Annotated in this window: 9 protein-coding genes; 4 read left to right on the top strand and 5 right to left on the bottom strand. The window is 44.1% G+C overall.

The genetic code is table 11. The annotated features are described in order from the left end of the window. Positions 1-8: 8 nt before the first annotated feature. The 5 genes from J7623_RS13745 to J7623_RS13725 all read right to left on the bottom strand — a co-directional run bounded on the left by J7623_RS13745 (position 9) and on the right by J7623_RS13725 (position 6,109). Positions 9-1,385, bottom strand: coding sequence for an alginate export family protein (locus J7623_RS13745; RefSeq protein ID WP_291920879.1), 1,377 nt, complete (start codon positions 1,383-1,385; stop codon positions 9-11). Between the two features lie 51 nt (positions 1,386-1,436). After that, complete coding sequence (locus tag J7623_RS13740) at positions 1,437-3,203, bottom strand: amidohydrolase (protein ID WP_291920878.1); 1,767 nt, start codon at positions 3,201-3,203, stop codon at positions 1,437-1,439. 34 nt (positions 3,204-3,237) lie between these two features. Beyond that, positions 3,238-4,248, bottom strand: a complete 1,011-nt coding sequence (locus tag J7623_RS13735; protein ID WP_291920877.1) for an MBL fold metallo-hydrolase — start codon at positions 4,246-4,248, stop codon at positions 3,238-3,240. A 28-nt stretch (positions 4,249-4,276) separates the two neighbouring features. Continuing rightward, complete coding sequence (locus tag J7623_RS13730; protein WP_291920876.1) at positions 4,277-5,257, bottom strand: alpha/beta hydrolase; 981 nt, start codon at positions 5,255-5,257, stop codon at positions 4,277-4,279. A 66-nt stretch (positions 5,258-5,323) separates the two neighbouring features. Beyond that, a complete protein-coding gene (locus J7623_RS13725; RefSeq protein WP_291920875.1) occupies positions 5,324-6,109 on the bottom strand; it encodes an alpha/beta fold hydrolase in 786 nt (261 codons plus the stop codon). A 389-nt stretch (positions 6,110-6,498) separates the two neighbouring features. On the opposite strand from J7623_RS13725, the gene J7623_RS13720 reads away from it, so the two are divergent. From J7623_RS13720 to J7623_RS13705, 4 genes are all read left to right on the top strand, one after another. Then, the gene (locus J7623_RS13720; protein ID WP_291920874.1) at positions 6,499-8,658 is read left to right on the top strand and encodes a sensor histidine kinase; all 2,160 of its coding nucleotides are present in this window, start codon (positions 6,499-6,501) and stop codon (positions 8,656-8,658) included. Further along, entirely contained in the window at positions 8,655-10,604 is a 1,950-nt protein-coding gene (locus J7623_RS13715; protein ID WP_291920873.1) for a sigma 54-interacting response regulator, read from the top strand. The genes J7623_RS13720 and J7623_RS13715 overlap by 4 nt, the downstream gene beginning before the upstream one ends. Before the next feature lie 188 nt (positions 10,605-10,792). Then, positions 10,793-11,515 carry an ATP-binding protein gene (locus J7623_RS13710; protein ID WP_291920872.1) on the top strand — a complete coding sequence of 241 codons (723 nt, stop codon included), beginning with the start codon at positions 10,793-10,795 and terminating at the stop codon, positions 11,513-11,515. Then, a complete protein-coding gene (locus J7623_RS13705) occupies positions 11,512-12,252 on the top strand; it encodes a YggS family pyridoxal phosphate-dependent enzyme (RefSeq protein WP_291920871.1) in 741 nt (246 codons plus the stop codon). The genes J7623_RS13710 and J7623_RS13705 overlap by 4 nt, the downstream gene beginning before the upstream one ends. The last annotated feature ends 232 nt before the right edge of the window (positions 12,253-12,484 follow it).

Below are 12,484 nucleotides of genomic sequence, written 5' to 3'. Positions count from 1 at the left end.
GGATGATGTTAAAACCTGAGTTGTGTGGTAATTGCGGTAAATAAAATATCTTTTCCCGGCCCCACATCTTTTAAATAGTCTCCCGCCTGAAACCAGGTAAACTCTCCGCGGAAATAAAGAAAATTATTGGGCGTATATTCCAGGTTTGCCGAAAGCTGTTTTCCTATAAATTTATGATCACTGGTTTTACCGGAATAGATTAACGCAACATTGGGCCCATATATACCATCATGTGCGCTGTATCTCCAGAAAATATCATAGTCCATGTTGAGCGATAGTTTTGATGATAGGTCCAATGTAAGGGAAGGATGAATATCAGTTAAGTTGGCTGGCCCGATGATAGAAACAAGACCAAAATATCCTCCCCTGGGAAATAGTGGATTGAAAGTCTGAAGTTTGTCGTCGTTATACTTCTTGTCTCCACTGATTAATTCGGTTTTTATACCGATTTCGGGTTTAAGCCTGGTATCTTGAAATTTATACCCGGTATTTACTGAGAATGTCCATGCAGCAATTGTTTTATCTGCAAAGTCTCCGAACTGGTAAAGTCCTTCTATATCGTACCGCCAGCCATTTGAATTGCCCCATATCCTGCTACCTAAAGAATGCCGTAGCTCTTTCCCTGCACCATCATCGAATTTGGTATTGTTCTTCCATAGCCCGAAATAATATACATCTACATTCCTGAAAAACGGAATTTTGTTCCGGACCGCATATATGCCCCAGAATTTCGTGTTCTTATTAAAGCCGTCGTCGAATATTTTTTGCTGAGAGCGGACAAAATGAGAAAAGAAAAGATCGGTTTTCCAGTTGGGGCGTGTGTATAGGAGACGGATGGCGTCAAAAGACTGACGGTTATTCGGTCCATCACGAACAGCCACCAATCGCTGTGAGCCATACAGCAACTCCTGGCGGCCGACTCTTAAAATCAGTCCTTGTTTGTTTGCAAGCGGCATTATAATGTCTGCAAATGCCTGGTGGAGGTCCAGCTGATTTTCATCTACCGGGGAAGGAGCATAAGCTTTGCCGTTAGCAAGACTGCTTTGCATTTGAATAAAGGTCCTGAAATTTTTCCCTGCATGTACATCGGCATGTACCAGGTAGCGGGTAAGGATAAAACCATCGTGATCCGGAGGCGATTCGCCCCAGTTTTCATTTTGGAACCATTGGTATTGATACCTGATATCGCCTCCTATGCTTACATAGGCTTGTTTATGTTTTGAAAGCGGCGTGAATTTAGTTGCTTTATACCAATCCCTGCTGGTATCCTGCCTGAACAGCGAATAATCTTCTTCATACCGGAGTTGTTTGAAAGCAGGGATGCTTTGCGCCTGACTATGCGCCGTTAAAACCAGCAATACAAATATGATGGGGATGTTTTTCATCTCTGGATTTTTCTACAGATTTCAAAATGTTATTTTTATAAACTGGTTTTCTTATTGTTGATGATATCCATCATAATACCTGGCCGGGCTCCATTCCGGTATAGCAAGGGGCATCGATTTATTCAGACCTGCATAGTCTCCTTCGCCATAAACCGGTTTACCATTAACGATGGTCAGCAGGGAGTGGATACTAGTGATGTCATCAATGGGAATCGTGAAATAGTCCTTGCTGATAATGACCATGTCAGCATACTGCCCTTTGATGATCCTGCCTTTCAGTTTTTCGTCCTGGCTTACCCATGCGCTGCCAACAGTATAGAGTTGCAGGGCTTCAAATCTTGTGAGGACATCCTGCCTGGGCCAGAACTGGTAGCCACCTATTGTTTTGCCGGTTGTTGCCCAATGCAGGCATATCCAGGGATTGAAGGTGGAAATGCGGGTGGCATCCGTACCGAGACCAACGGGGATACCCATTTTGAGCATTTGTTTTATAGGCGGGATCTGGTGGTTGGGGTGACCATACATTTTTTGATAGAGTTCGCCCTGGTAATACATCCGGAACTGTACGGCAATGCCACCTCCCAAATGTTTAATGCGATTCAGTTCTGAGTTAGTGACCGTTTCGGCATGATCAAACAGCCAGTGTAGCCCGTTAAACGGAGTGACTTTATTTACTTTTTCAAAAACATTCAACATCCGGTCTATGGATTCACCATAAGTGGCATGTAGCCGGAAGGGCCAGCGGTTTTGTACAAATAGCCGGATAACAGGCTCCAGGTCTGCTTCCATGCTGTCGGAAAGTACAATACGGGGTTCCAGGAAATTTTCGAAATCTGCTGCACTGGCTACCAGGTTTTCTCCGGCGCCTTCCGCTACATATCCGTTCGGAAGGAGCATGTTGTCATTTCGCCTTAATTTTGTTGACCTTACCCAATCCTGGTAATTTTGCAATTCTTTACCATACAACTGTGCGAAGAGGAAATAGGATGTTCTAAGTGATAACTTCCCTTCCCGGGCAAGACTTGCTGCAACAGCGTAATCGTCCGGATAGAATTGTCCTCCGCCACCTGCATCTATTACACTGGTTAAACCGTATTTATTTAATTCATGATAGTACTGAAGCGTTGAGTTCACTCTTTCTTCCTGGTTGAGTTTTGTAGTTAATGCCAGTGTGGTATAAATCGCTTTCGGCGTTTCTTTGGCATACAGCATGCCGGTAGGGGTGCCCGTTGAATCCAGCTCAATAAGGCTGCCTTCATACCGGGTATTTTTATCATACTTTAATAGCTCAATCCCCTTTTTATTAACGAAAGCTTTTCCATACAGATAAGTGATGAATACTGGTTTGTCGGGAACGGCTTCATTGATTTCGGCAATGGTGGGCTGTCTTTTTTCTTCGAACTGGTATTCATTCCATCCTCCAACTACTTTGATCCAGGTGCCGGGAGGTGTTCGGGATGCCTGTTCTTTCAACATTTCCATCGCTTTCTTTAAAGAAGTAACACCATCCCAGCGGAGTTCTGCATTGTAGTTAAGTCCCTCCCGGATGGCATGGATATGACTGTCGTTCAGCCCGGGAATAACGGTTCTTCCTTTGGCATCAATAACATTAGTAGTGCTGCCTTTATACCTGGAAAGTATGACCGAAGTACTGCCTACTTCCAGGATAATTCCATCTTTCACGGCAACGGCTTCTTTGAATTCGCCGCGTTTAGCCATGGTGGCAATTTTTGCGTTAACAATGACCAGGTCTGCTTTTTCCTGCGCAGAACCGCGTAAAACAAATAACAGGCATGAAATAAGAAGTAATCTTACCATGGGGTTTAATTTTTTAATCAGATGTTTAAATACCTTATTTCGCCAGGCTACTGCTGATATCCTTATAAGCATTGGGCAGGTTGAAGTTGAAGTGAAGCCAGTTAAACAGCGTATATCCCTTATCGTATTCTTTCATGGTTACTGCCTGTTTGGTTTGTTCCAGTGATAGTCCTTTGCGTACGGCATCTTCCACATTTTTCTTAAGCGACTGTACATAGTCGATGGTATATTTGATACCGGCTTTGTTGGTAATCCTGCCATGACCGGGAATAACAATGGCGTCATCCGGTAACAGGTCATACATTTTTTTGAGATTGTTGGCCGGCTCGAGGAAGTATCCATCAAATAACCATGGGATGGTTGGACTTTCGCCAATAAAAGGATTACCCGCCCAGAAAACTTTTGAAGAGGGGACCCACACAAAGAGATCGGCAGGTGATTGTGCAGTTCCGGTATTGATCAGCTCAACGATCTTACCTTCTCCTAAGTCAACGGTCAGTGTGTTGTTCCGGGCGATGGTGATATCTGCAGGCCGGTATTTCGCTTCTTCAATGCCACGGTTTGCGCCAAACAACGATATCATGAATTGTTTGATGTTCCCGAAATTTTTACCCAGGTTTTCTTTCGCAAAATCATTCTGGATAATAATAGTTGATGCGGGCAGCAGGTAGTTGGTAAAACAATGATCGCCATGATCACTGGTATTGATGGCATAAATGATCGGTTTGTCGGTAACAGATCTTATCAATTTAATCTCCTGGTCGAAAAGCCGTTTATTCAGGAAGCATTCTATCAGCATTACTCCCTTATCACCTACAATAAATCCACCGGAGGTTGCCTGCGGAATTCCCTTTGTGGTTTCTGTTTCCACGGTGGTGGGTTGAATAGCATAGATGCCATCCGCCACTTTATGGAGTTGTAGTTCTACCGCATTACCATCCCAGATGGGTACTACCGGAGGCAATGGCGACTGGGCGTTTAGGGGCAGGATAGGATGAAGGGCTGCCATACAAGTGATACTGAGCAGCAATAGGTATGTTTTCATAAATTATAATTTTTGAGGAGGGAAAAACTTATTTCGCTGTAAAAAAGTCAACCAGGTCTTTTTGTACCTGTGCGGTATTTTCCTGCACAATCCAATGGCCGGCTCCTTTTATGTTTGAGCCTTTCACATTTTCCGCTACGAGCTTGCAGTGATCTACGAGGAAAGCGGCACCGAAATATTCACCGCCCATTGCCAGCAAAGGCATTTTTAATTTCGTTTTCATGAATTCCTTATTGTCCTTTGCATCCTGCTCAAAGGCACCGAACCAGTGAAAAGCACCGGTAACACCACCCTGAACGGCATATGCCCTTACGAATTCGTTGGTTTCTTCAGGAGTAAAAGCATCTTTTACATGTCCTACTACCGGCCAGAAATTGGTCAGGAATAAACGTTCCTTTCCTGCTACTAATTCACCTGAAGCGGGGAATGAGAAAAAGCCGAACCACCAGGCAGATGCTTTGACCTGGCTCCACACCGGCTCAACACCTGGAAGCAGTGCATCCATCAGGGCGAGCTTGTTAACTTCCTTCGGAAACTGAGCGGCATAGGCATAAGCAACCATGAGTCCTATGTCATGACCTGCCAGGTTGATATGATCGTGTCCCAGTTGTTTAACCAGCCCATGTATATATGAGGCCATTGTTTTTTTATCATACCCGTTGGCTGGTTTTCCGGACTCTCCAATGCCGGGAAGATCGGGTGCTATTATCGTAAAATGCTTGGAGAGTTCAGGCAGGATACGGTTCCACATGTACCAGTTCTGGCCAAATCCATGAAGTAAAACCAATGGTTCACCGGCGCCACCAGTCACATAGTGAATGTCTACACCATTTACTTTGACCGTAACATGTTTGAAATTTGGTGGAGGAGGGGCTGGCTGTTGAACTGCTATGGTTTGGCTGGTAGAGTCGGGAGCATTACCATTAACCGGCTTTTCTTGTTTGGGATTACCCTGGCATGCGGACAGCAGAATGATAGCAGCAATAAATACTGTATAGTGTTTTTTCATAGCTGAAATGTTTGAGTGATTTATAGGTTTTTGTTTTGTAGGTGTGATGATAGGAGGAACCGGTAGTTACCGCAGCTTTTCCAACCAATTCAGGATATAATCCGCATCTTCTTTCCAGGTCGGCTGCCCTAATACAAAATGGTTTCTTCCTTTGAATTCTTTATAATCGGTAATAGAATTACTTTTTTTATATTTTTTATAGTTGTCGTAATTCAATGATGCCGGTATAGTGTGATCATCGCTGCCAGAGGTAAGAAGCAGCGGTGCATGTGGGTTTTCGAAATTTATTTTTGCGGCCTTTGAAATGGTATCCCGGACAATCAGTTTTGATTCCGGTATTGCATATTTGTAGTAACCATCTCTTTGAGATTCGTTATCCATACCATTGGTAAAGGCGTATTGCCAGGTCTTAAATGACATCAGGTAGGATTTTTTTGTGGAGGTGAAAAATCCAAGCGCTTTCCATCCTGCTTTTAAGAATGAAAGTTTAAATGTCATGATTCCTTGAGGGGGCACGGAGTGGATGGCTACGCCGGCACTCCCCAGGCCTCGTTGCAGCAATAGCTGGACCATAAGTCCGCCGATAGAATGGCCGATTAAAACCGGTTTCCCCGGGCATTGTTTTATTATATTAGCGTAGTAGTCGGTCAGGGCAGCCAGCCTGTTGGAGGCTATTGCTTCATCCGGATGATTATTCCGGAGCATTTCAGCTGTAGATCCTTTGTGAGGCCATGCAGGAGCCAGCGTTTGATAACCCTGCTTCTCAAAGTAATTTTGCCATTCCTGCCAGCAACTGTTATGAACAAATGCCCCGGTAATGAACACGATAGTTGTTTTGTTTGACGATATCATTTGCAGTTCTGTTTCCGGACAAACAACCATCGCGGTGCCAAAAATATAAGTAACTTAAAGCCAGGAAGATACAATTGGGCGGGTCACGCGCCACCGCGATATTTCACGGTTTTAAGAAGAATATCATGAAATGAAGTGATTATTATGACAGGTCGAAAGTGGGCTTAAAAAAATGATGCTATTTATGAAGAGATTTGTAGCTTTACTATACACGATATAGTGTGCAGCTGTTGCTTTTTGGCAGTTAATAGGAACAATTCTTCATAGTTGCTGATATCATTATGAAACCTATACTCCTGTTTTTTTTTCTGTTATGTATCCTTAAAGGATTTGGTCAGGTAGCAAGAACCGAGTCCAAGAAACGGGTATGGCAAAAGCTCGGACATGAGATGTCCGATAGTAGCCGGCAGCGGTTATACAACGATCTGGGAGAAATTTATTACAAAGAATTCTGGACCAACCCCCAGGCCAGGGATAGCGCCTTTTATTATCTCCGCAAAGCATTGGCGCTGGCCGATTCTGTCAACTCCAATAATAATGAGATCACCAATGTAACACTTTGTCTCCTTGGGCAATTAAATATCGATACAGGAAATGTTTTGTTGGGAAAAAAATTTTGCATGCAGGTAGTACGGATTTATCAGCAGCACCATGAAAAATCCAACGAGGCAGATGCATGGCGTATGATGGCAGAGGAGTTATGGGTATGCCACGTCAATGACAAAGCTATTGCCGCCTATTTCGACAGTTCAGCCAATCTTTACCACCAGATAAACAAGATTCGCAAAGAAACACAAATACGGCTAACGAAAATGGATTTTCTTTCATCAACCGGAGATGTAAGGGGAGCGGAAGATGCATTTCGGGAAATCATAAGTGAAGCTAATGCTGAAAATTTTGTGAATCTGCCGGAGATATATCTGGTGCTGGCCGGGAGAGAACGATACAAGGGAAATTTGGATAAGGCACTGGCGTATGCACTGGATGCCGTGAAATACAACGACCGGGCCGGGGGACAGAGATTCACCCATGATTATTACGGCGAGCTGGCACAGATTTTTGAAGAATTGGGAGAAACAGAAAAAAGTATCTACTGGTATAAAAAATGTATTGCTGAAAGACAGAAAGCAGGTATTGCACAGTATGTAATATATAGAACCACTTCGCTACTAACCATCCAGATGATCAAGGCAGGACGGGTAAAGGAAGCCTTTAGCCTGCTCCGGCAACTGGCCAAGGACAATCCTCCCAAAGAACTGGTTGAAAAGGCATCGTTATCACAAAGCCTGGGCTACTGTTACGAGGCGGTAGGAGAAAATAAAAAAGCGGAAGCGAAGTTTATCCAAATGATCCATGATTACAAGGAGGCGGAGCTTTCGGATGAACTACTGCATATTGCCTGTTATGATTTGGGTAAATTCTATATTGAAACCCGGCAATTCGGAAAAGCAGGAACCTACCTGGAGCAGGCTTTGGAATACGGTATGTCAACCAGTGGACGTGCCAGGGATTTACAGTTATTGCTTTTTAAAGCAGATTCGGCAAACGGAAATCTGATAGCAGCCATCAGTCGCCTCCAGGAGTATAAACGCCTGGATGATACCATATTCAACCAGGCCAAGAGCAAGCAAATAGAGGAATTGATGATCAGGTATGAAACGGAGAAAAAAGATCAGAATATCCGGTTACTCGAAAAGGAAAGCCGCCTGCAAAAAGGAAAGTTGTTGCAGGCGAATGCCACCCGGAATTGGATAATGGGCGTAGCGATATTACTACTTATCATTGTTGGTTTGCTGGTTAATTCATCAAGAGTGAAGCAGCGCACTAACCGGAAACTTCAGTTACAACAAAGAGAGATCGAGAAGAAGAATACAACGCTTTACCAGTTAGTCCGGGAAAAAGAATGGTTAGTGCGGGAAATCCATCACCGGGTGAAGAATAATTTTCATATCGTCCAGAGTTTGCTGGGAACGCAATCCGGGTATCTGAAGAATGAAGAAGTGGTTAGTGCTTTGGCCGACAGCCGGCATAGAATAGAAGCGATGTCCCTTGTTCATCAGAAATTGTATCAATCTGAGAGCATGTCGAAAATTAATATGGTCGAATATATTCACGAACTTGTTAATTACCTGAAAAGTAGTTTTTCGCTTCGCCAGTCTATCCAGTTCAGACTGGAAATAGATCCTGTTGAATTAGACGTGTCTCATAGCATTCCGCTGGGATTAATATTGAACGAGGCAATTACCAATGCTATTAAGTATGCTTTTCCCGGTAACAGCGCCGGTGTGATCCGCATTTTGTTTAAACAGGACGGATATCATAACGTTTCACTTAATATCATTGACGATGGAATCGGTTTGCCGGAAGACTTTGATATACAAAATCCGCCTTCAATGGGAATAAGACTGATGCGTGGTTTGAGTGATGATATCGACGCTGTATTCTCCATGCAAACGCAGACGGGGACAGCGATCCGGATTCATTTCTCTTACCCCGGTCAAACTCATTTAAATCACACTAACAATGCCGAATCGGCTAACCTTATATGAAACAGAAAATTTTAATTGTAGAAGACCAGTTTGTTGAGGCGGACTACCTGCGGCTGATGTTATCACAGGCAGGCTACAATGTAACAGGAATGGCCCGTTCTATGATCCAGGCGGAGGAAATGATAAAAAAGGAGCGGCCTGACTTTGTGCTACTGGATATTTTTTTGAAAGGGAAACAAACAGGGATTGATCTCGCACCGCGGTTAGCAGATGAAAATATTCCATTTGTATACCTGTCAGCTAATTCCAATGAAGATGTGCTAACCGCAGCCAAGATGACGCAACCCTATGGTTTCCTCGTTAAGCCTTTCCGGGAAAAAGATTTGCTCGTTACATTGGAAATAGCGAAATACCGCCATGAACATAGCCTTGAAACACGTTACCGGAACGAGGCCGGATTTCCTGATAAGATGAAGACTATTTTTGCAGGAACCACAGACCCCGCACAAAAGCTGTTAAGCATCGCTATGCTACTTCAATCTTATATGCCTTTTGACTACATAACGATTGGCTTTAATGAAATCGGCAGGTCTTCTTTTTGCGGAACCAGTTTCTTAAGAACAGGATTCGATGAATACCAGGTAATAGGCCCCGGAGAACTGGTGGTGATTACAGGAAAATCAACCGGAGAACTGGCAGCACTGCAATCCTGTAGCCACGATGGACCAGATGCCGTTTTTTACAACGAAGAGGCCTTTGAAAAGAGCTGCCACAGGTCGTCACTGCATAAACTGTTTGCGGATACCTTCCAATTGAGATCGCAGCTTTTTTTGCCTTTGCCACTTACAGATGAAAGGTCATTTAATTGCTGCTTATTCAGTCGCCGGGCCGATGCTTATCACATGGACCATGTTGCATTGTTCGATAGAGTGCAACGGGTACTAACCAGGGGGATGGAAGAACTGGTATCCAAAATGCGATATGTTCCTGCGGCAGGTGCCGCGCCGGAAGGGAATTACAGGACTCCGGAGAATCACCATAACCCTGTTGATTTTGAAGGGATAGTAGGGAAGAGCCATTTGCTGCTAAACGTATTTGATCATGTTTCCCAGGTAGCCAGGTCTGCAACATCTGTGTTGCTACTGGGTGAGAGCGGAACAGGGAAGGAGAAAATTGCTGATTGTATCCATAATTTATCTGACCGGAAGGGAAAGCCGCTGGTTAAAGTAAATTGTGCAAGTTTACCACCAGGCCTGATTGAATCCGAATTGTTCGGGCATGAAAAAGGAGCATTCACCGGCGCTAATGAAAAAAGAATCGGAAGATTTGAAAAGGCAGATAAAGGAACCATTTTCCTTGATGAGATAGGAGAAATGCCTGTTGAACTACAGGTTAAATTGCTTAGAGCGCTCCAGGAAAAAGAGATCGAACGCATAGGAAGTACAGAAACTATCAAAATTGATGTCCGGATTATTGCTGCCACCAATAAAAACCTGGAGAAAGAGGTGGCAGAGGGCCGTTTTCGCCTGGATTTGTATTATCGCCTGAATGTCTTTCCTATTACGCTTCCTCCACTCAGGGAAAGGAAAGAAGACATTCCCGCCCTTGCCTATTATTTTATGAACCAGTATAAATTGAAAGCAGGGAAAAAGATCAGCGGTATCTCTGAGGATGTTCTTAAAAAAATGATGTCTTATCACTGGCCTGGCAATATCCGGGAACTGGAACATCTTATAGAAAGAAATGTGCTGCTGACAAGAGGACATATCCTTGACGATATTTCTTTGCCCATCCCGTTTAAAAAAGAGCAGGAGCCAGGAAGTGACGACTTCCGTATGAAAACTATCCATGAAAATGAACGCGATTATATTATTTCCGTTCTGAAAAAATGTAATGGCAGGATATGGGGACCCGGAGCTGCCGCCGAAATACTGAGTATTAATCCATCTACTTTAAAATCGAAAATGAAAAAGCTTGGAATTAAGAAAGAGTATATAGGGGAGTGACTTTTACCGTGCTGCCTGCTCCTTTATCAATAAGAAGATGTTACCCCTGTTGGCCATTTCTCTTCTTTTTGGCTGGACTACCTATTTTATAAAAATGGGACCATCTACATCATCCAGGGATCCCGTACATTTGCGGTGTGATAATGCAACCCGCATTATCCGTCATCAAAAAAAGGACAACAGTCACTATGCACATTTACGATCTCATTATTGCGGATAAGGAAGCCACACAACTGGATGATATTTTTCTACCAGCAGAAAAAAGAAAAGCAATTGAGCAACTGATCAAGGAACATTACTACGTGGAAGAACTGCAACAGTATGGGTTGCCGGTCAATAACAAAATAATGTTACACGGTGCCTCCGGCTGCGGCAAAACCACTACCGCCAAAGCCATTGCCAATGCGCTGGGAAAGCCGTTGTTTATATTAAACCTCAGTAATATTATCTGCGCCCGCATAGGAGAAACATCTCAAAATATCAAAGCGGTATTCGACAAAGCATCCCGCGAAAAAGCGGTGCTCTTTTTAGATGAATTTGACCAGATCGGAAAAGCCCGCGGCGACGATCAACAAGACGTTGGAGAGATGCGACGCCTTGTTAATACACTCATTCAGCTGATTGATTATTTCCCCGAAAAGGCCCTGTTGATAGGTGCTACCAACCATGTGCATATCATAGACCATGCCCTGATCCGGCGTTTTCAGGTCAACCTTTCTTTTGAAATGCCTTCTGAAGAAGTATTAAATAACTACTACGATACCTTATTGTCCCGCTTCCCGGAACATATGCGGCAGGTACAACGTAAAATGGATATTTCCTTCGCGGAAGCCAAAGATGATGTGCTCACGCAAGTGAAAACCAACCTGATTGCCCACCTGGAGTCAACGACAAAAAATGTGAACATATGAGTGAAGAAATCGGGCAGCATCTCCGGGAAATAAACAACCGCATCATGCAGGCCTGCAGTAAAAGTGGACGGAGCAGCGACAGCGTAAAGCTGCTGCTGGCTACTAAAACAGTTCCTGCGGACCGTATCAGGGTGGCGCTGGAGGCCGGATATACGCTGATTGCAGAAAATAAAGTGCAGGAACTGAAAGAAAAATACGATGCACTGAAAACAATCCCACATGAAAATCATTTTATCGGACACCTGCAAACCAATAAGATCAAGGATCTGCTGAAATATGAGGTAACCTGTATTCAGTCGATGGACCGGCTGGAACTGGCGGAGAAGCTGCACCAGCGGCTACTGTTGGAAAACCGGCAGATGGACGTACTGATACAGGTAAATACTTCCGGGGAAGAAAGCAAATTTGGCGTATTGCCGGAAGGTGCTATGGAACTGATAGAAAAGGTTTCCCGCCTGGATACGCTACACATAAAAGGGTTAATGACCATCGGGTTGCTGAGCGCTGAAACAGAAAAGGTGCGTGCCTGTTTTCATCTCCTGAAATCCTTACAACAACAGATCAGCGCTGCCGCAATTCCTGGTGTGACAATGCAGGAGCTGTCTATGGGCATGAGCGGTGATCTTGAAACGGCTATTGAAGAAGGGGCTACCATTGTGCGGGTAGGTACGGCCATATTCGGCCAGCGGCCTACTCCCGATAGTTACTACTGGGATGAGTCAACGAAAGTAAAATGATAGAAGTTGCTCATGGTTTGTTAACGGATGTATCTTTAAAAGATCCCAGGCATGAAAAATTATGCCATATCGCGTCAGGCAGTCTTTTTTAAAAGTAACACATGCCGCGCAAAACTCCCTGATGATGCTTCCCGGCCGGCGGCTGTTGCCTGATGCGACAGTGATTAAAATCCCTTATGCTTCATCAACTTTTTGAAGTGGCCGGAATCTCCTGCTGGCTACCTCGTTTTTT

The sequence above is a fragment of the Chitinophaga sp. genome (assembly GCF_017745275.1).
Lineage (GTDB): Bacteria > Bacteroidota > Bacteroidia > Chitinophagales > Chitinophagaceae > Chitinophaga.
Note: the sequence above shows the minus strand (reverse complement) of the source record. Positions and strands in the feature narration are given on the sequence as shown.

Excerpts from the sequence above, each read along its gene's own strand:
- J7623_RS13710 (WP_291920872.1), top strand. The coding sequence starts at position 10,793 with ATGCACATTTACGATCTCATTATTGCGGATAAGGAAGCCACACAACTG.
- J7623_RS13715 (WP_291920873.1), top strand. The coding sequence starts at position 8,655 with ATGAAACAGAAAATTTTAATTGTAGAAGACCAGTTTGTTGAGGCGGAC.
- J7623_RS13720 (WP_291920874.1), top strand. The coding sequence starts at position 6,499 with ATGTCCGATAGTAGCCGGCAGCGGTTATACAACGATCTGGGAGAAATT.
- J7623_RS13745 (WP_291920879.1), bottom strand. The coding sequence starts at position 1,385 with ATGAAAAACATCCCCATCATATTTGTATTGCTGGTTTTAACGGCGCAT.
- J7623_RS13740 (WP_291920878.1), bottom strand. The coding sequence starts at position 3,203 with ATGGTAAGATTACTTCTTATTTCATGCCTGTTATTTGTTTTACGCGGT.
- J7623_RS13730 (WP_291920876.1), bottom strand. The coding sequence starts at position 5,257 with ATGAAAAAACACTATACAGTATTTATTGCTGCTATCATTCTGCTGTCC.
- J7623_RS13705 (WP_291920871.1), top strand. The coding sequence starts at position 11,512 with ATGAGTGAAGAAATCGGGCAGCATCTCCGGGAAATAAACAACCGCATC.
- J7623_RS13735 (WP_291920877.1), bottom strand. The coding sequence starts at position 4,248 with ATGAAAACATACCTATTGCTGCTCAGTATCACTTGTATGGCAGCCCTT.
- J7623_RS13725 (WP_291920875.1), bottom strand. The coding sequence starts at position 6,109 with ATGATATCGTCAAACAAAACAACTATCGTGTTCATTACCGGGGCATTT.